General features: G+C 40.7%; 17 protein-coding genes. 7 read left to right on the top strand and 10 right to left on the bottom strand.

Annotated features, from left to right (window positions below):
• Window positions 1-17: 17 nt before the first annotated feature.
• From GXP75_RS08135 to tagD, 4 genes are all read right to left on the bottom strand, one after another.
• Complete coding sequence (locus GXP75_RS08135) at window positions 18-845, bottom strand: ABC transporter permease (protein WP_010790101.1); 828 nt, start codon at window positions 843-845, stop codon at window positions 18-20.
• Window positions 846-1,151: 306 nt separating this feature from the next.
• Complete coding sequence (locus GXP75_RS08130; protein WP_242556548.1) at window positions 1,152-3,329, bottom strand: CDP-glycerol glycerophosphotransferase family protein; 2,178 nt, start codon at window positions 3,327-3,329, stop codon at window positions 1,152-1,154.
• 52 nt (window positions 3,330-3,381) lie between these two features.
• Complete coding sequence (locus tag GXP75_RS08125) at window positions 3,382-4,920, bottom strand: glycosyltransferase family 2 protein (RefSeq protein WP_242556547.1); 1,539 nt, start codon at window positions 4,918-4,920, stop codon at window positions 3,382-3,384.
• 139 nt (window positions 4,921-5,059) lie between these two features.
• Complete coding sequence (tagD, locus tag GXP75_RS08120) at window positions 5,060-5,449, bottom strand: glycerol-3-phosphate cytidylyltransferase (protein ID WP_010790104.1); 390 nt, start codon at window positions 5,447-5,449, stop codon at window positions 5,060-5,062.
• Window positions 5,450-5,840: 391 nt separating this feature from the next.
• On the opposite strand from tagD, the gene GXP75_RS08115 reads away from it, so the two are divergent.
• Together GXP75_RS08115 and GXP75_RS08110 are read left to right on the top strand one after the other, a co-directional pair.
• Window positions 5,841-6,611, top strand: coding sequence for a WecB/TagA/CpsF family glycosyltransferase (locus GXP75_RS08115; RefSeq protein ID WP_061570823.1), 771 nt, complete (start codon window positions 5,841-5,843; stop codon window positions 6,609-6,611).
• A 33-nt stretch (window positions 6,612-6,644) separates the two neighbouring features.
• Window positions 6,645-7,802: a CDP-glycerol glycerophosphotransferase family protein gene (locus tag GXP75_RS08110; protein WP_242556546.1), complete on the top strand. Its 1,158-nt coding sequence runs from the start codon at window positions 6,645-6,647 to the stop codon at window positions 7,800-7,802.
• 186 nt (window positions 7,803-7,988) lie between these two features.
• Here GXP75_RS08110 and GXP75_RS08105 read toward each other — a convergent pair whose 3' ends face one another.
• Together GXP75_RS08105 and manA are read right to left on the bottom strand one after the other, a co-directional pair.
• The gene (locus GXP75_RS08105) at window positions 7,989-10,631 is read right to left on the bottom strand and encodes a glucosaminidase domain-containing protein (RefSeq protein ID WP_242556545.1); all 2,643 of its coding nucleotides are present in this window, start codon (window positions 10,629-10,631) and stop codon (window positions 7,989-7,991) included.
• Window positions 10,632-10,777: 146 nt separating this feature from the next.
• Window positions 10,778-11,728, bottom strand: a complete 951-nt coding sequence (gene manA, locus GXP75_RS08100; RefSeq protein ID WP_242556544.1) for a mannose-6-phosphate isomerase, class I — start codon at window positions 11,726-11,728, stop codon at window positions 10,778-10,780.
• 292 nt (window positions 11,729-12,020) lie between these two features.
• Here manA and gerBA point away from each other — a divergent pair, with 292 nt between their 5' ends.
• From gerBA to GXP75_RS08085, 3 genes are read left to right on the top strand one after another with little or no spacing between them, the layout of a single operon-like run.
• A complete protein-coding gene (gene gerBA / locus GXP75_RS08095; RefSeq protein ID WP_242556543.1) occupies window positions 12,021-13,472 on the top strand; it encodes a spore germination protein GerBA in 1,452 nt (483 codons plus the stop codon).
• A 5-nt stretch (window positions 13,473-13,477) separates the two neighbouring features.
• A complete protein-coding gene (gene gerBB / locus GXP75_RS08090) occupies window positions 13,478-14,596 on the top strand; it encodes a spore germination protein GerBB (RefSeq protein WP_061570828.1) in 1,119 nt (372 codons plus the stop codon).
• Complete coding sequence (locus GXP75_RS08085) at window positions 14,580-15,704, top strand: Ger(x)C family spore germination protein (protein ID WP_242556542.1); 1,125 nt, start codon at window positions 14,580-14,582, stop codon at window positions 15,702-15,704. Before gerBB ends, GXP75_RS08085 begins: the two co-directional genes overlap by 17 nt.
• 10 nt (window positions 15,705-15,714) lie before the next feature.
• On the opposite strand, the gene GXP75_RS08080 is transcribed toward GXP75_RS08085, so the two are convergent.
• Entirely contained in the window at window positions 15,715-17,118 is a 1,404-nt protein-coding gene (locus GXP75_RS08080; RefSeq protein WP_214916274.1) for a bifunctional glycosyltransferase family 2 protein/class I SAM-dependent methyltransferase, read from the bottom strand.
• 134 nt (window positions 17,119-17,252) lie between these two features.
• Window positions 17,253-18,629, bottom strand: coding sequence for a sugar porter family MFS transporter (locus GXP75_RS08075; RefSeq protein ID WP_214916271.1), 1,377 nt, complete (start codon window positions 18,627-18,629; stop codon window positions 17,253-17,255).
• Window positions 18,630-18,960: 331 nt separating this feature from the next.
• On the opposite strand from GXP75_RS08075, the gene GXP75_RS08070 reads away from it, so the two are divergent.
• On the top strand, window positions 18,961-19,929 hold the full coding sequence (locus tag GXP75_RS08070; RefSeq protein ID WP_061570832.1) for an LCP family protein: 969 nt from the start codon (window positions 18,961-18,963) through the stop codon (window positions 19,927-19,929).
• 194 nt (window positions 19,930-20,123) lie between these two features.
• Window positions 20,124-20,984 carry a Cof-type HAD-IIB family hydrolase gene (locus GXP75_RS08065; RefSeq protein WP_242556541.1) on the top strand — a complete coding sequence of 287 codons (861 nt, stop codon included), beginning with the start codon at window positions 20,124-20,126 and terminating at the stop codon, window positions 20,982-20,984.
• Between the two features lie 47 nt (window positions 20,985-21,031).
• Here GXP75_RS08065 and GXP75_RS08060 read toward each other — a convergent pair whose 3' ends face one another.
• Together GXP75_RS08060 and edmS are read right to left on the bottom strand one after the other, a co-directional pair.
• The gene (locus GXP75_RS08060; RefSeq protein WP_242556540.1) at window positions 21,032-22,267 is read right to left on the bottom strand and encodes a C40 family peptidase; all 1,236 of its coding nucleotides are present in this window, start codon (window positions 22,265-22,267) and stop codon (window positions 21,032-21,034) included.
• Between the two features lie 182 nt (window positions 22,268-22,449).
• Window positions 22,450-22,611 (bottom strand): extrachromosomal elements maintenance protein EdmS, encoded by a 162-nt coding sequence (edmS, locus tag GXP75_RS08055; RefSeq protein WP_189319306.1) that lies wholly within the window; start codon window positions 22,609-22,611, stop codon window positions 22,450-22,452.
• Window positions 22,612-22,614: the final 3 nt, after the last annotated feature.

Genomic DNA, 22,614 nt, shown 5'->3' with positions numbered 1-22,614 from the left:
ATAATCTCCTTACTATATTAAAGAAAGTCAACAAATTTATCTCTGAATTTCATATGAAGAAGTGAGCCGACTGTCAACAGAAGCAGCGTAATCAGCCAGAAATACAACGTATACTTCATATCTTGGAAAAACCACTGCCCTTCCATAAAACTGTCCCTAAATCCTTCTATAATATAAAAGAGGGGATTTAACTTTAATAAGGTCAACACTTCTTTCTTATCTCCAAATTTCTCGGCGATATCCCAGAAGATCGGCAAAAGAAAAAAGAGCAGCCTGGTAACAGCTTGAAGCAGAAATTGATAATCCCTGATTAACACGCTAATGGTCGAATTAAACAAACCAAAGGCAAACATAAAAGCAATCATACAAAACAAGTAATAAATATATTGCAACCAGTGAAGCGTCGGAAAAAGACCGTTACTTAACAGAACAATCAAATAAATCGCCATCATGACAAAATAGCTGAACAAGTTAGAAACTATGACAACTGAAGGCAGTGAACTGATTGGAAAGTTCATTTTTGAAACCAAATTAATTCTTTTAAAGACACTGTTAGATGCATCAAGTATGGTCGGACTGATAAAGAACCAAGGAATTAAGCCCGCTAGCATCCAAATGATGAAGGATACGCTATCTCCATTTCCAAGTTTCATATCATGCCCGCCGCGTATTCCGAGCCCAAATACGAACCAGTATGCGAGCATCTGAATCATAGGGTTTAGAAACTGCCACAATACACCCAGATAGTTCATTTGATACTTTGACTTCGTTTCATACACTGCAAGCCGCATTATAAGCGGAAACGAGTTGAATTGCTCTTTCAGAATTTTAACCAATGCATTCATTCTAATCTTCCTTAGTCGTAAGTTTTGGGTATAGCTTTGACTTACAAAAGCACCGCTCATAATTGTAACAGATTATGATGTAATTTTCACTTCTAAACAAGTTGGCCTGTTTATCGTTTTATACCTCTTATCATGCTCTAAATTCATTTCTTAAAACTGTTGCCATTAGCAGCATATAAGGTTGCTTAAGAAAGCACAGAAACTCATATAGGGACAAATGTACTTGTTGATACCCATTTAATTGAAAATGAACTCCTGTACAAAAAAAGCATAATTAACATTAAGTTAAATTATGCCTTATAACTATTATTTATTTTTCCTGAAAACGACATCCACAACTTTCTCAGATGATTCCCCTGTCTCTAGATAACAAAACTTCTCATAAAAAGGACCAAATGACTGTGGCAGACTATAGGCTTCTGATTCTGTTTCTTTTACCCATTTAACCACGTCACCAGTTTCTTTTACAAGAGGACCTGGAGCTTCCTTCTCAAAGTCAAAGTAAAAGCCTCTGAGTTTATCACGATATGTCTCGATATCCGGTACATAAAACAGCATCGGTCTTTTCAAGTTTGCATAATCAAAAAATACAGAAGAGTAGTCTGTTATCAGTAAGTCTGATACCATATAGAGTTCGCGGATATCTTCATAATTTGAAAAGTCATATGCAAAGCCTTCATAAGGTCCTAAATCAAAGTTCTCTGCTACAAGATAGTGCATTCTTAAGATAATGACATAGTCTTCCCCTATTGCTTCTCTCAATTGATGGAGGTCTAAGTCAAGATCAAATTTATATTTTCCCTTTTTATAAAACTGGTCATCTCGCCATGTTGGCGCGTAGATAATCACCTTTTTATCTTGAGGGAGTTTCATTTTATCTTTTAGTGCTTTGATTACAGCTGCACTATTATCTGTCTGAAGAAAGTCGTTTCGCGGGTATCCTGATTCAATCATTGTTTTATTAAACTGAAAAGCTCTTGCAAAAATTTCAGTTGAATACGCATTTGGCGATATCAAATAATCCCACTTAGACGCTTCTGTTGTAAAGTTTCTTTTATATTTTTCAGTGTTTGTCCCTGGCATATGCACTTCATCCATATCCACGGCCAGTCGTTTCAAAGGCGTTCCATGCCATGTTTGTACATATGTCGTATGTTCAGGTTTCGGGATCCACAAAGGCATACGGCTGTTTACTACCCAGTATTCTGCTCTTGCCATCGCAAACAGCCATTTTAAAGAAAAGCGTTCGATATAGGGAATTCCTTTTTCTTCAAATGTTTGCGTATATGCAGAATTAACACTCCAGCAAAGCTGATATTCCGGCATTTCTTTTTTCATATACTCATAAATAGCTCTTGGGTTACAGCTGTATTGTTTACCAGCAAAGCTTTCAAACATCACAAGCTTTTGCTTAACCGGCAATTTCCCCGCCATTTTAAATCCAGCTTTATAGGAGTTTTGAATCCTTTTTTCAATCGATTTTTTCAATTTATTTTTTCTTCTGCGAATAAAGGCAGCGCCGCGTTTCAGTTTGCCCTTCACAAAATACTCTATCCGTGTGCTAAGACGATAATCATTCATTCTCAATTGAAAATGTTTTGTTTTCTTCTTCGTGAACACATGGAATCTGGCAGGCCCTTTTTCTGTAGTCAGCACAGTAAACTGATTCGGGTTTAAGTGTTCCGTTTTTATCACTTTTATCGGTTTACTGGTGCTGATGATTTCATCACCTGCAGTTGTATTCTCATAAATGAATTGAATGTAGAATTGAAAAACGAGCTGCGTGTTTAATTCTTCATATAAAGATTTTAAGTTTAGTTCTGCATCAAAACCTATGGATTCAAGACTTGATTGTTCATTTACATATTCAGCAAGATCATATCTCGGCAGATCCTTCAGTACGTATTTCATGATGAGAGGTTCTTCATCATTGCCTTTTTTCATTCTCAATATCAGATACTTTTCTTTTATATTAAGTGACTCTGCGGCATTTAGGCGAAAAGCGAATCCCTTCAGTTTCAAGATACCTTCAGATGTAAGCTTAATGTCGTCAATACGAGTGACAAATTTTTTCACCAATAACTTCAATGAAAAGTTCCCTTTTTTGGTGGTATACGGGAAAAAAATGATATTATTTACTTCATCTTTATAATGAGACAGTTCAATTGGCTCAAGGCTTGATTTCAGCCTTTTTTTGCTTATATCACTCTCATCACTTAAAAAGTTCACATAAAAATCCAGGCACCCTTTGTTTTGCACATGGGCCGAAAGCAAGTGAATATCCATGACGGCAAGATATTGTTGACCTAGTTCATCAATCTTTTTTAAAGGTACGGAAATATCTTCTTTTGTCTTACGATTTATAATCTGAAGATTTGGTTCTTCCTTTAATGTTATATTCTCACATGAAATAGTAATACTGAGTTTCTCTTCCTCTATACTAAGATGCTTCAATTTGTACCTGACAGGATTTTCTATACCCATAAAATAAGTCTACTCCTCTATTTCAAATAAACATATCCAATCACAACAACAATTATTTAATGACTTTTAACGATAGGTTCTCCTTCACCGTCCGATAAAATTGATATTTTCGTCCGCTCGTTTCTGCCAAAATTTGCTGATCGTCTTCTTTATATAAAGTAACACGCTCATAATCGTTATAAATGACATACATAATATAACCGCCAATTCCGATTTTTTCAATATCACCCAGCGGAATTTCAAGAACATATCGGCCATCTTCCTGAAGCTGAACATTAAATTGATAGTATACCTTCATATCGTTTCTGCTCTGGAATTGTACATACTTTGCATTATTTCTCGCTCTTCCAAACAATTGAAAAGTGATGACGAATTTGCCATTCGAAAACTCTGCATTTTCTGTCTCACCATGCATTCGAAGTTCAATTAACTTGTTTTCTTCATCGGTTAATGGACTCTCTAAAAAGGCCAGACCATCTTTCGTTATAATCTTCTTATTCGGCTCTTTTTTTGACCAGCGAAACAGCTTTTCAATCTCGGCATAACGCTTTTGCTTTAGAAGCTGAAACGCAGTTTTATGAATCGGATGAAAAAATGTTTCAGAAATATCATAATTTGTTTTCTTTAAAACAGAGAGTATCTCATTAAATTTATTGTAATAGGCTTGCTTGTTTTCACTTTTTAAATAATGCATTCTGTCAAAAAGACGGGTGATTGAATCAAATTCAATCAGACGATTCATAGCCATCTTTTCTTTTTCAACATCTAATTTTTTGTTTAAAATATACTTCATAACAGCTATGTTCGTATCAGTTTTTTCCATAATATTCGTCTGTTTTGTAAGCGATTCATTATTATCCATTCGATTGAGATAATAAATCGGTTCTGTAGACGTGGCAATATCTCCGCAAGACAACAGAACGTCCATAAAAAACTGCTTGTCTTCAGCAAATTTCATTTCCGGATATCTGATATTATTATCTTTTAAGAACTGCAAATTCATCATTCTGGCACGAGGGCCTAAATGATAAAAAATATGAGGAATTGAAAAAGGTGAGACTTTTTCTCTTTTAAGTGAAGACTCATGTTTCCCTATTGCTTTTTGGCCGTTCACTTGCATTTCAATCGTTTTTCCGACTGCATAATTCACATTATTTTCTTCAAGCATGTCAAATAAGATCTTTACTCCATTTGGTGCAAACCAATCATCCGCATCTAAAAAAGTAATGTATTTTGCATTTGCAAGCTCGATTCCCAGGTTCCTAGGAAATGCCGGAGTCCCCGTGTTGTTTTTCAGAAATACAACAGTAATATTTTCATACAATTCGGCATACTGAGTCAAAATATTCCTTGATTCATCTGTAGAACAGTCATCTACCAGAATTAATGAAATATGGTGAAAGCCAATATTCTGCAAAATGACTGAGTCAACAGTTTTTCGTAAGTACTGTTCCGCATTATATACAGGTACAACAACTGCTACCTTTTTCTCTTCTGTTAAAGCTTCTTTGTTTAATAATGTATATTCTCGTTTTTTTTCAGACTGATCGGATTCTTTTTTGTTCAGTTTAAAAAAGTTACTAAGATTCATAATTAAATTCTCCTCTTATTGTCTAGCTTTTTTTTTCAAAAGCGCATAACAAATATAGCGAAAATAACCTTATATTACAAGAAGTACTCCCTCATCTATAAGGGAGTACTTCTATGATATTTAGATATCCAAATGTATGTTATACCCCAGCAATTTCTTTTTTAATCTGCGTAGTGGAAATGCCTTCTGTTCTCGGAAGGTAAACAACTTCGCATTGATCTTTCAGAAAGTCAAATTTGCCTTCCCAGTCATCTCCCATGACAAACACATCAATATTATGATCTGCTACGTCACGTACTTTCTGATCCCAGCTGTTCTCTGGAATAACTTCATCAACATAGCGGATCGTTTCAAGAATCAGTTTTCTGTGTTCATAGCTGTGATACGCTTTTTTTTGTTTTTGAAGATTAAATTCGTCAGTTGAAATCGCGACGACTAAGTAATCTCCAAGCTGCTTTGCACGCTCAAGCAGTTTAATATGACCCCAATGCAGTAAATCAAACGTTCCGTAAGTAATGACTTTCTTCATGAAAACAAAAGCTCCTTTCTATATTCATACGTATACCAAGTAACTGCCCGGATAGTGAAGCAGCTGCAATATCCTTAATCTTTTAAAATTCGACAACAAATTCGTAACTCATGGAACCTAATTATATCACATAGCCTAGAAAAGGTTAAGCTTATGTAAAGATCATCCGATTCCAAATTTTTCAACACAATTTAAAAATACTGTATTCTTGGTGTTTCAGACTGGTTATACTGCCCAGGATTTAAAAATTGTTATCTTATTTATATTTTTGTAAAACTATTGTTAAGTATAGGTGAAGTTTCTATGTTAAAATAAAGTTTACCCAAATAACCCTAAAAATTGATCGCTTCATTATAGATCAAAGTCCAATGAAAGAAGGAGGGCGGAACAGATGCAAACTGAAATGGTACACAACCTTTCTTATATAAATGGAGATTTGCAGGAATTTATGTCTTATTTAAACACCTATTATATTGCCAAACGCCAAGGGGCGGTAATTGCGACTGTAAATCCTGAAATCGGGTATGCGGCAGCGAAAGACAAAGGTTTCCACAATGTCATTTCTTCAGCTGATTTCGTCTTGCCGGATGGAATTGGTGTAGTGCTGATGTCCCGTTTGACTCAGCATCCATTAAAATCAAGAATTGCAGGATTCGATGTCTTTATTTCCCTGCTCAATCTTGCAAACCAGCAATCTAAAAAAATATTTTTATATGGTGCAAAAAAAGAAGTACTGGATGCGGTTTTGAAACGTATCGGTACGGAATTTCCGCAAATTGAAGTTGTCGGATCAAGTGACGGCTATGCAGCAGATAAACGTTTTGTTGCCAAACAAATTTCCAGAGCCAAGCCTGATATCGTGTTTGTTGCTTTAGGATACCCGCATCAAGAAAAGTTTATTTATGAATATAAACATCTCTTTCCTCAAGCTGTAGCAATCGGATTGGGAGGAAGTTTTGACGTATTCAGCGGCACGGTAAAAAGAGCTCCCCGCTGGATGATTAAAACAAATACGGAGTGGCTTTACAGGCTTATCAAAAATCCGTGGAGATGGAAAAGAATGTTGAACATTCCGAAGTATGCTTTTACCGTTCTGAGAGAAAATAAAACTCAGAAAGGTTTTTATTCGGAACAGGCTAAGGATCAAACAAAGCAGCTTTAAATAAAATTTTATAACAAAAGAGACTGGTAATATATGAACATTCGATCTTTATTGACCGCTTTTTATTCAATTTATTTATATATCCTCGGCGCTTTGCTGAGATGGACTAAGCCCGGGGATAAAGTGACACTGCTTGTGTCTTTTGAAGAAAATGCACAAGCTGTCATCAACTCTTACAGGGCCCATTCCGATTCACTCTCCTATGATTTAACCGTTTTGTATACAAGGCATGCCGTTTCCCTTAAAGATGAGTTGTCCGGTCATAACTCACGTTATTTTAACGAAAAAAATCCATTTCATCTTTTTCATGCCGTTCTTACACTTTTTAAAAGTAAGTTTGTAATTACAGACAATTACTTTTTACTGACAAGCGCGCTGAACAATCGCCCGCAAACAAAATGTATACAGGTGTGGCATGCAAACGGATCGCTGAAAAAGTTTGGCTTAGAGGATGTCACCAATAAACAGAGGTCCAAACAGGATATCAAAAGATTTAAAAAGGTTTACAAATCATTCGATTATGTAACTGTAGGATCAGAAGAGATGGGCAGGATATTCAAAAATTCTTTTGGCGTAAAAGATCAGCAGTTATTAAAAATCGGTGTTCCTTTAACAGATGAATACTATCAGACAAATGAAAAGACACAGGCGGAATACCTCAGAAGCTTTTCAAATAAAAAAATCATTCTGTATGCACCGACGTTTAGAGATTACGACATGCATTCACTGCGCCTCCCCTTTACAAAAGAAGAGCTGATAAATGAGTTAAATGGCGATTATATCCTGTTTGTGAAGCTTCATCCCGCTTTACGTAATAAAATAACCGTACTATCGGACGGCCAGTATGTGAAAGATGTGTCTGATTTCCGTCTTAAGGATTTATTTATCGCTTCGGATATTTTAATTACTGATTATTCTTCTGTACCTTTTGAATATGCTTTTCTAAATAAACCTATGCTGTTTTTCACATATGACTTAAAAGAATATGATGAAAAACGGGGTTTAATTGACGATTATAAAGCTGTTATTCCCGGAAAAGCCTGTATGAACAGCGGCTCGCTGCTCGAAGAAATAGCTGATCCTTCTGCTGATACAGAACAAATAAAACGATTTTCGCAGAAATGGAATCTCTACTCTAAAGGGTCTTCAAGCTATAATCTCTTGCACTTTATTGAGAAAAATATGAGGTAACAAATAATAATACTTGCTCTTGAAACTGGAAAATTCAGTTTCAAGAGCAAGTGTTTTTTTATTGCCACCAGTGCTTAAGTACGTTGGAAAGCCCAGAAGAAGTGAATGCGGCGGGAAGAAATAGCAGTGGAAGATTTTTAAAAAAATAAGAGGCTGAAGCATTAAAAGCTTCAGCCGTCTTTATCCTTACTTATAAACCGGAACATCATAATAAAGCGTATATCCATCCAGCAATGTATACAGGCTGTACATGCGGTTCACCTGTTTGTAGGCCCAGCCGATATCGGTGGCGTATTGGTGAGAAGCAGTCGGCGACCATCTCATTTTATAGAGGGTGTCCTGCTGGTAGGCTGTGTTGTGAATATAGGATGAGCCTATGAATTTTGCACCTCCTATGATTGCTGCCTGCGGTGTAAACCAGCCTTGTTCGTAGGCATATTTTGCTCCGTAGTATAACGGGCTGCTGTCATAGGCGCCGATTCCGTACATGTTGTACACGGTTTTTCCGTTATAGGTTGTTCCTGTTGCCAGATCAGATGTACCATTGCCTGTTTCCAGAAGGGCGTGTGAAATCAGGTAAAGCTCATTAATGCCGTATTTGTTGGCTGCGTCTATGAAGGACTGGCCTTTCCCCGCAAGGATCCCTTTGTTGTAAAGCACCTTTTGGTTAACCTCTGACGCTGTCAGTCCGGCTGTTTGCGACAGCTTTAAGAACTGAAAATAGTATTTGCTGTCTAATGAGAAGTTATCGGGATTAACATATTGCTCTACTTCATCACTGCTTGCGTTTCTCCAGCTCATGTTGATTTTAGCCCAGCCGTTTGCCTGGCTGATGATTTTGACTCTATTGCCTTTTGTGAATTGGCCGATCACATTGGTCGGACTGACCGCCGGTGTTGATCGGATATTTAATACATCTGCCGTGACCGTTTGGGTGCCTGTGTAGATATAGGCGAGTGACACGTATGCGGCTCCGTCTGTTTGGGGGCTGACAGTCATTTGTTTTTGTACCATATCACGAAGCGAGATGTTGTAATTCGTTTTCATGATTTGCGGGCCGTTTTTGATTTTCACAATGGAAGATGTCCAGCCGTACAATTTCTTCAATTTTGCGGCTGCCGCCGAAGCAGTGTCATTTCCTGTGAATTGTTGAGTAATGCTGATCTCGTAAAGCGGATTGCTTTTGCTCGTATAGCTTGCTGAGATCTTGTTTGTTTTAAAATAATTCAGCCCTTTATTCAATGTCGTTTTGTCGCTGAGTTGCGCAGTGACAATTTTATATTGCGTATAAGCTGTCTTACCCGTTGGTGTTTTTGAACCGGATGCTTTGTTTTGTTTGAAAAAGGTGAGCACGCGATCAATGTCTTGTTGATTGAGCAATTCGGCCGTGGTGATTTGGTATTGGCTGTTTGTGGTTTTTCCCGTTTTTTGGCTGCTAGCAGGGATGCTTTTCCCTTTAAAATAAGCCAATGTCTGATTGATTTTCGTTGTATCAAGTAAAGACTCTGTCGTTATTTTGAATTGACTGTTCGTTTGTTTTTTGATGGTTTGTGTTGTGGCGCTGAGATTGTTTTTCTTTAAAAAGCTCAGCCCCTTGGTGATTTTCCCTTGATCAGATGTTTCTTCCGATACAAGCCGGTATTGGTTTTCAGTTTTCTTTCCGGTTGATTTTCTGCTTGTTTTTACTTTTTTCTGTGTGAAGAAGGCAGTGCCTTTATTGGCAAGCTGATCGCCTAAAACCGGTGCAGTCGTAATTTGATAGACTGTAGCTGACGTTGTTGTTTTTGCTGATGCAGAGGTATAGCGCCACTTTTTTTTCTTAAAGAATGCCTGAACTTTTTGTAATTCTTGTTTTGAGATGCCTTTCATATTCACGGTATACGATGTGCTTTTTCCAACTTTTTGATAGGTCCCGCTCACTCCCGTGTTTTTCTTAATTTGACCGATCGCGTTTTTCACTGTGCTCAGCCCTTTAAAGTAGCCTGATTGGACGTTATAGGCGGAAACGGTTTTTTTCTGGCTGATCGCCTTGTAGCTTCCTTTGATTCCCGTACTTTGTTCAAGCTGCTTAACAAGATTTTTCGCATTGCTTTCGCCAGAGAGATCAGCTGTGGTCAAGGTATAATAAATCTCACCTTTTGATGTTTCTTTTAATGAAGCCGTCAGACCGGTCTCTTTTTGGAACGCGGTTTTCATTTGTGCTGCTTTGCCGTCTCCTTGAATGATGCCAGATTGGATTCGTGTCAAGGATATTTCATTTTTAACTGGCTGGTAGGTGCTTTTGACGCCCGTCTCTTTCGCAAGGCCTTGGGTGATACCTTTGACCTTTGTCTCGCCTTCTATTTCTGAAGTAACGACATTTATATAATTTTGTTTTACTCCAGTTGCCTTTACTGATCCTGTTATTCCTGTTTCTTTTTTCAGCTTGGCCAGCAAGCTGTTTGCCGGCTGTTCGCCAGCTATTGCGCCCGAAGTGATGGTGACATACGGCTGTTTGCTGCCGACCGGGCTGTATGTGCCTGTGATGCCTGTCTGTTTTGTGAGCTGCCCCAACGCAGATTTAGCTGCGGCTTCGCTGTTTATTCCAGTAGCTGAGATTTGGTAGGCTGCAGAACTGTTTCCTGAAGCTTTGTAAATAGCCTGCCAGCCGGTGTCCTTTTTCAGCTTGCTTACGGCTTGTGATGCCTCGCTCTCGGATGCAAATTGCTTAGCCGGGTCAATCTTATAAATCGAGTTGTCGATATAGGCTGCTTGAGCAGAGCTTGCTATCGTAAAAAAGACAAGGGCAGCGGCGGACAATGACATGGATGCAAAATATCTCTTTTTCATACCTTCTCCTCTTTCATATTCAATTGTCATCTATAAAACTAGTTTATTTATCGGCAAAGGCGAGCTAGATTTATAGGTTGATAGGTTCCATTTCTGAAAAATAAAAAAAAGCTTAACCTCTCAGTGAGATTAAGCTCTTGACCTGTTTAAATATGAGACACGATCAGTGTGCATGCGCCTTCTATTGTAAAGTCCGGCATATCATCCGGCAGGAGAAAATGGTCACCCTTTTTCAGCTCGCTTGACCTTCCTTCACTTGCAAGTATTCCGTCTCCTTCTATAACACTGCATAACATGAAAGGAGCATCTTGCGACAGCTCAGCGGTGCCGTTTATTTCCCATCTATATACTGAAAAATATTCTGCCTGTACAAACGTTTTAATCGTGATACCTTTTCTGGATTCCGTTGATTCGTCTATAAAGCCGTCCACGTGGGGAACGGTTGTAACGTTGATGACATGTCCGAGATGAAGTTCGCGTGTGTTTCCTTTTTGATCAGACCTGTCATAGTCATATACACAATAGGAAATGTTTGAACTCTGCTCGGTTTCTAATACGAGTGTCCCCTCGCCTAATGCATGAATTGTTCCGCTTGGCACATAATAAAAATCTCCCGGCCTGATTTTCACTTTGCGGAGCAGACCGTCCCAGTCGCCGCTATTAATCATAGTAACAAGCTCCGTTTTTGTCCGGGCAGTGTGCCCGTAAACGATTTCAGCATTATCCTTGCAGTCAATAATATACCAGCACTGTGTTTTGCCGAGTTCCCCGTTTTCTTTTTCTCCTGCGTAATAATCATCAGGATTGACTTGTATTGACGTCGCTTTATTGGCGTCTACAATTTTTGTGAGGAGCGGAAACCGGTCACCTTCTATTCCTCCGAACAGCTCTTTGTGATGCTCCCAAAGCTCAGCTAGTGTTTTTCCTTTATATTCGCCGCTTATCACAGTGCTTGTCCCCTTCGGATGAGCGGATATAGCCCAGCATTCTCCGGTCTTTTCTGATGGAATGTTATATCCGAACGTATCGTGAAAAGCAGTGCCGCCCCAGATTTTTTCTTTATATACGGGCCGTAAAAAAATGGGTGATTGCGTCATGTTGCGTTCCCCTCCCCTTAAAAATGGCTGATATCCAATTCCCTCTGCGCCACACTGGCAAACGCCAGAAATGGCTGATCTGCTTATGTATGGCTTTATATGTATAGCTTCCCACTTCCATTATGAAGGGAATCATAAATTAGTCAATGCTCATCCGCTGCTGCGGCGTCTTAATACAGCAAGCGCTTTCATTTAAAACCTTCTTACTCACACATTTCCACTATAAGAATAATTCTCCTGTTTTGATGCAAATTAATATGACTGTCCGCATCTTTGTAAAGGAGATGAACACATGACCATAAACTCTGATCTTACACAAAATATAGAAGCTTTGAAAAAGAAAATCGGCCAAAATGACGACATCATTTTTTATACATTTTCTTTTGGAGATACAGGACGGAAAGCTTGTTTAATTTATATTGACGGCCTGACAAAAAATGAACTGCTTGCAGAGCATATTATTTCCCCTTTGCAAACTGAGGCTAAAAAACAAAAGGATGTATTTGTTGAAGATTTATCGTCCTTCTTTTTCGGCTTTAATCACATCACCATCTCTTCATTGAAAGATGTACAGAACAATATTTTTTTAGGAAAATCGGTCTTATTGGCTGACGATTACAGCGAAGGACTCGCCTTTGATACGAAAACCTTTAAAATACGCGATATTGAAGAGCCGAAGTCAGAGGTGCTTGAGCGCGGTCCAAAAATCGGCTTTATCGAGAAATTAAGGACAAATACAGCGCTTTTGAGGGAACGCGCGAATGATCCGAACCTTGTGATAAAGGAACTGACACTTGGAGACAGAGTAAAGAAGAAAGTGGCGGTTGCCTACATCCGTGATATCGCGCCCGATTATGTTGTAAAAGAGGTCTTTAAAAGGCTGAATTCCGTCCATATTGATGACTTGCCGGAATCGGGGGTATTGGAACAGCTTATTGAGGATAGTTCCATTTCCATCTTTCCCACCATTTTAAGTACAGAACGGCCCGATCGGGTTGTCGGAGGGCTGCTTGAAGGAAGGGTTTCCATTTTATTGGACGGCACACCCTTTGCGTTGATCGTACCCGTTACAGTAGATGAATTTATTCATTCTCCTGAGGATTATTATGAGAGATGGTATCAGTCTTCATTGCTCAGATTGCTGCGATATTCTTGCATCCTGCTCACCATTTATTTGCCCGGCTTGTATATATCGCTTGTCTCTTTCCATACGGGGCTTTTGCCGACGAGAATGGCGATTGCAATTGCCGGCAGCAGATTAAACGTTCCTTTCCCGCCTTTTGTAGAAGCTTTTATTATGACCTTCACGATCGAGCTGATCAGAGAAGCCGGGCTGAGACTCCCAAAACCGATCGGACAGACAATCGGACTGATTGGAGGAGTCGTAATCGGACAGGCGGCTGTTCAGGCGAATATTGTAAGCGCGCTGATGGTAATCGTCGTTTCCGTAACGGCACTTGCCTCGTTTACCGTTCCGTCATATGCCTACAACTTTCCGTTACGGATTATTCGGATCATTTCTATGGTAAGCGCTGCGGTACTCGGCATGTACGGGGTCATCATGTGCTTTCTGCTCGTCCTCGGCCAATTAATGCGTCTGAAAAGCTTTGGCCAGGACTACCTTATTCCTATTCTGGCGCAGCCCGGCCAAGATTTGAAGGATACTGTCATTCGGTTTCCAACCAGATATATGAAAAAAAGACCGACCAGAAAAGGGCCGAAAGATAAACTCAGACAAAGGTGATGGCCATGAAGCAACAGGAAGACAAGCTTACATTTATGCAGACATTCATTATGGTGAGCGGAACGATGATTGGCGCCGGGGCCTTAACGCTTCCCCGTTCAGCTGCACAATCAGATAGCCCAAGCGGCTGGATCATGATTCTTCTTCAAAGTATTATTTTTATCGTTATTGGTTTGCTTTTCTTACCCTTTCTGCAAAAGAACAGCGGAAAAACCATTTACGAACTGAATCGTGATATCACAGGCAACATTGTCGGGTCATTACTGAATCTGTTTATGAGTCTTTATTTTATTGCCATGGTCTGCTTTCAGGCCCGCCTGCTGGGCGAGGTCGTGAATTTCTTTCTTTTGAAAAATACACCGATGGAGATTGTCGTATTTATTTTTCTCGCAGTCGGCATTTATCACGTGACAGGCGGCGTCTATCCGGTCTCTAAGCTATATGCCTATATTTTTCCGATCACGATTATCATTTTTCTGATGCTCCTGATGTTCAGCTTTCGGTTATTTCATCTTAATTTTCTTCGTCCCGTTTTAGAAGGCGGTTATCAAAGCTATTTATCCTTATTTCCGAAGACGCTTATATATTTCTCAGGCTTTGAAGTTATCTTTTATTTAGTGCCTTTTATGAAAGACCCTAAACAGGCTAAAAAAGCGTTGGTGCTCGGGATTGCGACTTCTGCTATATTCTACAGCATCACACTATTCGTCGTGATCGGCTGTATGACGGTTGCCGAAGCGAAGACCTTGACGTGGCCGACGATTTCTTTAATACACGCCTTGGAGATTCAAGGTATTTTTATTGAACGGTTTGATCTCTTTTTACTGATCACTTGGACATGCCAGCAGTTCACCTGCATGCTCGGTTCTTTTCAGGGCGCGCATTTAGGTTTAAATACTCTGTTCCGTCTAAAAAATAAAAACAATGCATGGCTTATAGCTGGTTTGCTCCTCTTCACTTTTGGAGTGGCAATGTATCCTGACGATCTGAATGCTGTCATTTATTTTGGCGGGAAGTTAGGTTATGTATTTTTAATCATTCTTCTGATTCCTTTTATCGTTTGGTTTGTGAGTTGGATAAAGAAAAAATGGGGGGGCAGCAGCCGCAATGAAACTTCTCTTTAAGCTGACGGTTATTTGCCTTGTGTTACAAGTACTCAGCGGATGCTGGGATGTAAAGGAGATTGAAAAATTGTCATTTGCCAGAGGACTGGCGATTGATGAAACAAGTGATCATCAGTACAAACTGACGTATCAAAACCTTCTTCCGCAAAGTGAGGACAGCCAGACGGCTGGGAAGCCCAAATTCGTAAATGTAACAGCACGGGGGAACACTATGCTTGAAGCGGTCAGTGAGATAGCTTTACAAGATCCTCCCGTTTATAGTGACCATTTAAAGGTCTTGATCTTTGGCGAAAAACTAATGACCAATCAAAATATAAACAATTTCATTAACCATTTTATTCGTGATGATGAGTTAAGACGAAGCAGCTATATATTTATAGCGAAAGGAAAAGCGGCAGATATCCTGACTGAAAGCACCCCCACCCAGCAGCAGGTGATGCCGGCTGAAAAGCTGATTGATATCACAAACCATGGCGGCTATAATGGCAAAATCATGATGCCGCTTCGCATCGGAAGAGCTTCGATCTACTGTCAAAACGGCAATAGCTTTCTCATTCAGACTGTAACAAATAAAGGAAAAAAAGCCGTTTATGACGGAGCCGGGATTATAAAAAGCGGAGAGAATAAATTAATCGGATTTATTTCTCCCTACGAAACGCAAACCCTTAATTGGCTGATCGGAACGGTTCAAGGCGGTGTACTGCCTGCTGAGGAAAAGGGGTATCCGATTACCTTTGAAATCAAGCGCTCAAAGTCAAAAATAAAACCGGCCGTTAAAAACGGGAAACTTTCATTTTACGTTTCCGTTTTTACAAAAGGCATGCTGACAGAGAATCAAAATCCTAAAGAAAATTCATTTAACGAGAGTTATTTGAAGGAAGTTGAACGGATTTTTGAAAAAAAGCTTGAAGCCGATATGAAAAATGCGATGTATAAACTCCAGCATACGTATCGAACTGACCCTGTCTTTTTTTCTGATTACGTCCGGATTAACTTTCCTGATTATTGGAATAAGGTGAAGAATGATTGGGATGAAGTGTTTGCTGAAGCCGATTTTCATTATGATATTTCTCTTAAAATCGTGAATTTCGGAACAGCGGGAAAATAAAGTGCAGATCCTATTGGGCCTTTTTTTCGGCGCGAATCAATATTTGATAAATGCTGCATTGGTCTGCCAACTGTGTAACGGGGAAACTGAGCGCTCTTGCCAGCCTGGCAATTTCATTAAAAAACAGCTGAACCTTTACATCGACATCAACTATATTATAGGTTTTTGCTTTGATTTCAAACTGCTCCACCGGGAAAAGAGTGTGCACGGTTTGCGGTGTAAAAAAACGCAAATGAGTGCGGTCTAATATACCGGCATCTCTATAAGTCCAGTCACCGAGCAAAAGAGGAAACAGGGCCTCCGCATGCGATATATTCGGGATACTGCACACCATGCAGCCGGAAGGAGCTAGATATTTGGCATACGTTTGAATAACGGTCCACGGGTCCTTTAAATGCTCCAATATATCGGCGAAAATAATCACATCAAAAAAGCCTTCCGGATACGGCATTTGTGCCTGTTCAACATCTTCTTGGATTACGGCTTTATAATGGCTCCTTGCCGCTTTTGCAGCAAGCGGATGAAGCTCCACTCCGTATAACTCGCAGGACTGCCTGTTCATCAGCTCTAATCCGGTCGCTCCTGCACCGCATCCGATATCAAGAATCCGGTTCGCTTCTGGGGGAACAAGCTGCACAATTTCTGGACGGGGATGGGTAAAATAATTGAAGTCTGTTCCCCATTTATCTATGAAGCGCTGCCTATTGGCCGTATATAGGTGATTGATATTGATTTCTCGATTAGCCGTAAATGTCGCGTGCCCATGGTGATGAACAAATGAGTCAAGGGCGATTTCCAGACTGTATCCGGCTTGGATAGCGCGCAGGCAAAGATCATCATCCTCAAATGACCCGTACGCAAAGCTTTCATCGAATCCGCCGATTTCGTCAATAACAGCCCGTTTGATAAGCAGGCAGAAACCCACGAGACGCAGCACCCGTTTCGTTTTGTGTTTTTCTTTTTCACAATGGGCTTTCGCGAAAGGCTCCATTTCCTCTAACGTTTGATACGCATTCGGGATCATCTGGGCGCCGCTGACATAATTGCTGACAGGCCCGACCATTCCGGTTTGATCCGATTGATCAAGCACACGCAGCATCGCGCTAAGCCAGTTTTGCGTCACCATGGTGTCATTATTGAGAAAAAGCAAGTTGTCACCCTTTGCGGCTTCGATCCCTTGATTACAGCCTTTCGCAAAACCGAGATTTGCAGCATTCAAGATGGTGCGGACGGATGAAAGGCCCGACAAATATTCCCGCGTCCCGTCAGTTGATCCATTATCTACTATTATTAATTCAATGTCCTCTTCTTGTGTATGCTTCTCGATACTGGCCAGACATTTCTTCGTCAAATCCAGCTCGTTATATGTAAGTATAATAATACTTGTTTTCACTTGCGCCCCCGCCTTTTTCATTACTTCTTATTTAGCGTATGAGGCGGATTCGATTTTTATGTAGGACACACAGCAGTCTATAATCAAACGTTTGTTTAATATTCTATTAATAGTCAACTTAAAAAAGGACTGCCATAAATGACAGTCCTCTCTCTTTACGTATTCACTGTTTGTTGTTTTCCTGCCGCTTTGTCACGGCCATTTCTGTCTCTTAAATCCTGTTCAATTTCTTCAAGGCTCTTTCCTTTAGTCTCTGTTACTTTAAAACGGACAAACAGGAAGGACATGATTCCGATGGCTGCGTAGATCAGGAACAGATAGCTGATTCCGATCGCTTCCATGAGAATCGGGTAGGTTAACGAAACAATCAATGTACCGACATGAAGCATCAGTGTAGAAACGCCCGTACCGATTCCGCGGACATGGAGAGGGAACAATTCAGGTAGCATCACCCACACAACAGGCCCCCAGCTGACGGCAAAAACGACGATGAATAAGCCTAAGCATATAACCGTTGTCCACGATGCGGCCGCGGTATTATCAAAGAAAAGATTGACCATCGCCAGAACGATCAAGCTGATGACCATTCCTGCGTTGCCGATTAATAACAGCGGCTTTCTCCCTACTTTATCAATAATCTTGATGGCTATGAGTGTCATAATCACATTCACTGTTCCGATTCCGACAGTTCCCAGAATGGAAGCGGAGTTTCCAAAGCCGACATTGGTAAAGGTTTTCGGCGCATAGTAAATAATGGTGTTCGTTCCGATAAACTGCTGAAGAAATGCCAGTCCGAGCCCGGCGATAAGTGCGGGGCGCACCCATGGATCAAGCAGTTCCTTCAAACCGCCTTCCTCCTGTTTTTCCGTTTCCTTAATATCTTGTATTTCTTGATCAATCCCTTTTCCGCCCCGCAGCTTCTCAAGAATCTTTCTCGCCTTATCTTCCTCGCCGTTCGTAAACAGCCAGCGCGGGCTTTCCGGCATAAACATGATTCCTACGAGCAAGAGCAGCGACGGCACAGTCGCCAAGCCGAGCATCCAGCGCCAAGCTTCGGCATCGGCAAAGATGTAATTGACGATATATGAAAGCAAAATACCAACAGTAATCATCAGCTGGTTAAGCGAAGACAGCGCCCCGCGTGTTTCTTTCGGTGCAAGTTCAGACAGATAGAGCGGCACAATTGTTGTAGATCCGCCTACTGCGAGCCCAATCACAATTCTAAAAAGCACCATGACTTCTGTATTGGGAGCGAGCGCAACTCCGAGTCCGCCTATAAAAAACAGAAGCGCGGCTGCCATGATCGCTTTCCGCCTTCCAAATCGATCCGTCAGTTTTCCTGCAAACCCTGATCCAAGCATGGCCCCGACAAGCAATGAGCTGACGACCAGCCCTTCTGTGAATGCAGTAAGGCCTAAATCATTTTTCATAAAAAGTATGGCTCCTGAAATCACTCCGGTATCATATCCGTATAAAGCGCCGCCAAGAGCGCCAAAAAAATAAAGCCATATATTAGAACGATTTTTCTTCATAAATCCTGACTCCTCTCCTCCATAACTAGAACGATCGTACCAGCAAGGAGTTCTTGTAGAAATCTTTTATCCTATTTTTACGGTCCTTAAACCTTGGGATCAACCGCAACTCTCTAATATCCATATATTTACCAATTAATTTTTTAGGAGATAGCGAAACATTTCCTTCTTCCTGTCGTCCAATATAGTGTGATCCGGCTGACAATTAACTGCAAACATCCGCACTTTATATATAAATTTAGGAAAGTTTATCGAATATTGTCTTTTTGAAATTGTACTAACACAACTTTCATGGTACGCTTCAAACAGTAAAGAAATGAGAGGTATTGATATGGAAGAACGATCCCAACGCAAGAAAAAAAAGAAACGCCTGAGAAAATGGGTTAAATTTTTAATCGTCACAATTGCTTTTTTACTCGTTATTGTCGGTTCTGCCGGCACGTATGCATATGTAAAGCTCAATAACGCTTCTAAACAGGCACACGTTAGCCTGAGCCGAGGTGAACAATCTGTTAAGCGGATTAAGGAATTTGATCCCGGAAAAGACTCTTTTTCTGTATTGCTGCTCGGTATAGATGCCAGAGCGGGCAAAGGTGAAACTGTTGATCAAGCCAGAAGTGATGCAAATGTGCTGATTACCTTTAACCGCAAGGATAAAACCGCCAAAATGCTGAGCATACCGAGGGATGCTTATGTCAATATCCCTGGTCACGGCTATGATAAGTTTACACACGCTCATGCTCTCGGCGGTGTCGACTTGTCAGTTAAGACCGTTGAGGAATTGCTTGATATTCCGGTTGATTATGTCGTTGAGAGCAACTTCACAGCCTTTGAAGATGTGGTCGATGAATTAAACGGCGTAAAAGTAACCGTGGACAGTGACAGAGTCATTCAGCAAATTCAAAAAGATACAAAAGGAAAAGTTACATTGCAAAAAGGAACACACACGCTGGACGGCGAGGAAGCGTTAGCTTATGTCAGAACACGTAAAGCAGACAGCGACCTATACCGAGGACAGAGACAAATGGAAGTGCTGAAAGCCATTATTGAAAAATCAAAATCATTAAGCTCAATTCCGGCTTATGATGATATCGTGGATACGATGGGAGAAAATCTCAAAATGAATTTATCTCTTAAGGATGCGATTGGCTTGTTCCCTTTCATTACTTCTTTGAATTCGGTTGATTCTATTCAGCTGACAGGGTCCGATTATGAGCCTGCGGGAGTCTATTACTTACAGCTCAATCAAGAAAAGCTGGAAGAAGTGAAAGAGGAATTAAAAAAAGATTTGGACGCTTAATGGAAAGCCTGACGGGGTGGTTATTTATAAACCATCCCGTTTTTTCTATTAAATGCTTAATTACCCGTTGAAAAATTCGAAATTAAGGTTTAGCCTTTTACTGTCGGCTTACTATCCATTAGTTTATGTTTCATACGAAAGCTGAACATACTACACGAAGCGGCATTTTATTCACAAGGAGGTTTTTCATACATATGAAATTAATCGCAATTGATTTAGACGGAACATTACTTACGACGGAAAGCAAAATTTCCGCAGAAAACAGAGCGGCGATTAAAAGAGCGGTTGATGCGGGAATTCTCGTGACCATTTGTACAGGGAGAGCCACTTTCGATGTCAAGGCGCTCCTGGAAGACTTGGATATTCCCATTATTGCAGCTAACGGCGGAACCGTCCATGATACAGGCTACCGTTTGATCAGCAACACATTAATGGATCAGCAAGCTGGAAAAGACATTGCTGACTACCTTCTCTCTCAAAATATATACTTCGAGGTTTATACTGACCATCATCTGCTTTCTCCTTTTGACGGCCAATCCAAGCTTCAGGCTGAGCTTGATATGTTGAAGAGCGCAAATCCGGATGAAGATTTTGATACACTGTGGCAAGGCGCCATAACTCAATTTAAGCAGTTTGGCATTAAACCTGTGCATGATATTCAATCTGTATTTGACGGAAACGAAAATGTTTACAAGCTGCTTTGTTTCTCTTTTGACATGGAAAAGCTGAAGAAAGCAAAAGAAGAACTGACGAATCATCAAAAGCTCTCCCAGACTTCATCGGGAAAACATATTATTGAGATTCTGCCCGCCTCATCCGGCAAAGGCCGTGCGCTGACTGAGTTAGCCGGAAGATACGGCATCGAAAAACAAGACATATATGCCATCGGCGACAGTCCGAATGACTTGTCGATGTTTGAGGTCGCCGGCCATGGAATCGCCATGGAGAATGCGATTGAAGAGCTTAAGGAAAAAAGTACATTCGTGACAAAGAGCAATGACGAAAATGGCGTGGCCTACTTTATAGATCAGCTGCTTGCCAATCAATATGAATAAGAAAAACCTCCGGAGAAAGCTCCGGAGGTTTTTCTGTATCGCACAGGCTACTGAATTCGGACACTGCCCGCGTACTTGTCTTTCCAATAGGTGCTCGTATTCATGTTGGTGAGCGTCACACCGGTTGATAGCGTGACATGCACGACTTGGCCGTTTCCGACATAGATAGCCGGGTTAAGGCTGCTTGATTTAAAAAAGACGAGATCGCCGGGCTGAAGTTCGGATTTATCAATCTTCGTTCCGGCTTTGTATTGGTTTTCCGCGTAACGGGGCAGCGTAATACCGGCCGCCTCTTGATAGACATATTGAATAAAGCCCGCTGTATCAAAGCCCGTTTTTGGCGATGTGCCGCCGTCTTTATAAGGAACTTCGCCAAGATAAAGCGTTGCTTCGGACACAATCGGATTTTCTTTCGGAATCTTCAAATGTTCGAATCGCCGGACTCCTGAAAAACGTTTTTTCCAATATTCTTCTGATAAGTAAGAGATCGTTACTTTTTCGGAGCGGCTTGCTTGGATGAACCTGCCGCCCCCTGCATAGATGCCCGCATGTGATATGCCTTTTTTATAGGTGTTGCTAAAATAGATCACATCACCCGGCTTTATATCTTTCAGCGCAACCTTCTCTCCTGCAGTCCATTGCTGTTCTGCCGATCTAGGCAAATACACGTCGAGCGCTTCTTTATAGACATATTGCACAAGCCCGGAGCAGTCAAACCCCTCACTCGGTGTGCTTCCGCCAAAGACGTATGGCGTTTCTAAATACTTTGCCGCCTGTTCGACGACCGGAGTATCGGCTATTTTGGGATCTGATGAGATTCGTTTTGCGCCGATGTACGACGTGCTCCAATATGTGCTTTTTTTATAATTCTCGTATGAAACGCCCTTTGTCTGAGAGCTGTGAATCATTTGGCCGTTTCCGACATAAAGCCCTGCATGTGTCGGCTTACTTCCTCCTGCTTTTTTAAAAAACAAAATATCCCCCGGCTTAAGGTCGTCCTGCTTCACAGCGCTTCCCACTTTCCATTGGTCATTTACAGACCTCGGCAAGTGAATGCCGTTCTGAGCGAAAATATACATAATCAGGCCGGACGGGTCAAAGCCTTCCTTCGGCTTTTCGCCTCCATATTTATATTTATATCCTACCAGTTCCTTGGCCCGGCTGATCGCTGCGTCTTTTTTCGTGTCAGCTTCCGCAATCTCCGCCCTTGTCATAATAGGTGTCAAAAGTCCAATCATCATAGCAACAAGCAAATACTTCCTCCAGCTTGCAAAGGTGTTCACTTCACATTTCTCCTCCTCTTTTTGCAGTGTTTACATCGGTATTTTTTTGGAGATGTTAAGTTACTTTTTGACGTTTTTTTGAAGGTTTTGAAATCTAGCAGAAGTTAAAAGTAGATTATAGAGGAGTTGGTATTACGAATCAAAAAAGAGAATGCCCATTTAGGGCATTCTCTTTTTTATTACTAATTTGTTTGTGCAGTCTCTTCTTGCTGAATTTTATGGATTTCTGTGTCGATTTTTTCTTTTTCCTGATCTGTCAGCTGATCGTTATATTTAAAGGCTGACATAAACATAAATACCATGATAATAGCGGCAAATGGCCAGCTTGCTTTAATCCATTTCATTTT

The sequence above is a fragment of the Bacillus sp. HU-1818 genome (assembly GCF_022695965.1).
Taxonomy (GTDB): domain Bacteria; phylum Bacillota; class Bacilli; order Bacillales; family Bacillaceae; genus Bacillus; species Bacillus atrophaeus.
The sequence above is the reverse complement of the archived record's forward strand: the minus strand, read 5'-3'. Positions and strand labels throughout refer to the sequence as shown.

What these genes read in the sequence shown, in the direction of transcription:
- GXP75_RS08135 (WP_010790101.1), bottom strand. Translation starts at nt 845, where the DNA reads ATGAATGCATTGGTTAAAATTCTGAAAGAGCAATTCAACTCGTTTCCG.
- GXP75_RS08130 (WP_242556548.1), bottom strand. Translation starts at nt 3,329, where the DNA reads ATGGGTATAGAAAATCCTGTCAGGTACAAATTGAAGCATCTTAGTATA.
- GXP75_RS08125 (WP_242556547.1), bottom strand. Translation starts at nt 4,920, where the DNA reads ATGAATCTTAGTAACTTTTTTAAACTGAACAAAAAAGAATCCGATCAG.
- tagD (WP_010790104.1), bottom strand. Translation starts at nt 5,449, where the DNA reads ATGAAGAAAGTCATTACTTACGGAACGTTTGATTTACTGCATTGGGGT.
- GXP75_RS08115 (WP_061570823.1), top strand. Translation starts at nt 5,841, where the DNA reads ATGCAAACTGAAATGGTACACAACCTTTCTTATATAAATGGAGATTTG.
- GXP75_RS08110 (WP_242556546.1), top strand. Translation starts at nt 6,645, where the DNA reads ATGAACATTCGATCTTTATTGACCGCTTTTTATTCAATTTATTTATAT.
- GXP75_RS08105 (WP_242556545.1), bottom strand. Translation starts at nt 10,631, where the DNA reads ATGAAAAAGAGATATTTTGCATCCATGTCATTGTCCGCCGCTGCCCTT.
- manA (WP_242556544.1), bottom strand. Translation starts at nt 11,728, where the DNA reads ATGACGCAATCACCCATTTTTTTACGGCCCGTATATAAAGAAAAAATC.
- gerBA (WP_242556543.1), top strand. Translation starts at nt 12,021, where the DNA reads ATGACCATAAACTCTGATCTTACACAAAATATAGAAGCTTTGAAAAAG.
- gerBB (WP_061570828.1), top strand. Translation starts at nt 13,478, where the DNA reads ATGAAGCAACAGGAAGACAAGCTTACATTTATGCAGACATTCATTATG.
- GXP75_RS08085 (WP_242556542.1), top strand. Translation starts at nt 14,580, where the DNA reads ATGAAACTTCTCTTTAAGCTGACGGTTATTTGCCTTGTGTTACAAGTA.
- GXP75_RS08080 (WP_214916274.1), bottom strand. Translation starts at nt 17,118, where the DNA reads ATGAAAAAGGCGGGGGCGCAAGTGAAAACAAGTATTATTATACTTACA.
- GXP75_RS08075 (WP_214916271.1), bottom strand. Translation starts at nt 18,629, where the DNA reads ATGAAGAAAAATCGTTCTAATATATGGCTTTATTTTTTTGGCGCTCTT.
- GXP75_RS08070 (WP_061570832.1), top strand. Translation starts at nt 18,961, where the DNA reads ATGGAAGAACGATCCCAACGCAAGAAAAAAAAGAAACGCCTGAGAAAA.
- GXP75_RS08065 (WP_242556541.1), top strand. Translation starts at nt 20,124, where the DNA reads ATGAAATTAATCGCAATTGATTTAGACGGAACATTACTTACGACGGAA.
- edmS (WP_189319306.1), bottom strand. Translation starts at nt 22,611, where the DNA reads ATGAAATGGATTAAAGCAAGCTGGCCATTTGCCGCTATTATCATGGTA.